The following is a 737-nucleotide window of genomic DNA, read 5'->3' on the forward strand; positions in this document are numbered from 1 at the left end:
TCTTGGGGTCCTGTGATGCCAGCGGGCGAATGTACAACGATCGTTGAGGCGACTAAAGGTCTGAACAGTTATTACATCACCTCAGACAAGGCCACGATGAGCTATCGTACCCGTATTCGTACGCCGACATTTGCGCATTTGCAACAGATGCCATCGGTCATCAATGGCTCGCTGGTTTCTGATGCCATTATGTATTTGGCATCGATTGATATTGTGATGGCGGATTGCGATCGTTAAGATCTTGATCTTTAAGGTTAAAACCGCTGCTTCAAAAGTATTTGTTAATCAATATATTATTGCCTGATGGCACACCAAAATGCTGTCATTCGCTAATATAACTACAGTTTTAATCAGACTGATATTGGCTTGTGATAGAGCAGGATGAGTGAGGAAAGACAGAAGATTATGAAAATTGTTTCCGACAAAATGCCAAAAGTAGATGTGGAAAGCATCCTCACCAGTGATGAAATCGCTGCCATTCATGAGTTTATGCACCATTACCCGCAGGCGCGTGCCGCCTCGCTAGATGCGCTAAAAATCGTGCAAAAGCGTAACGGCTGGGTCAATGATGCGCAAGCGAATGCCATTGCCAACATCCTAGATATCCCGATGTCAGATATGGATGGGGTTGCGACTTTCTTTAACCGTATTTATCGCCAACCTGTCGGTCGCCATGTGATTCTCATATGTGACTCTGTGGCTTGTTATTTAACAGGTTATGAAGCGCTGTCAGCTGA

General features: G+C 44.8%; 2 protein-coding genes. Both read left to right on the forward strand.

The window, feature by feature from the left end; all coding sequences use genetic code 11:
• Window positions 1–237, forward strand: a 237-nt coding sequence (locus ACS8FC_RS17175) for an NADH-quinone oxidoreductase subunit D-related protein (protein WP_459112975.1), incomplete at its 5' end; no start/stop codon positions are given.
• Between the two features lie 168 nt (window positions 238–405).
• The coding region (locus tag ACS8FC_RS17180; protein ID WP_439297675.1) for an NAD(P)H-dependent oxidoreductase subunit E at window positions 406–737 on the forward strand (332 nt) is incomplete at its 3' end.

The organism is Psychrobacter sp. 1Y4 (assembly GCF_051847555.1).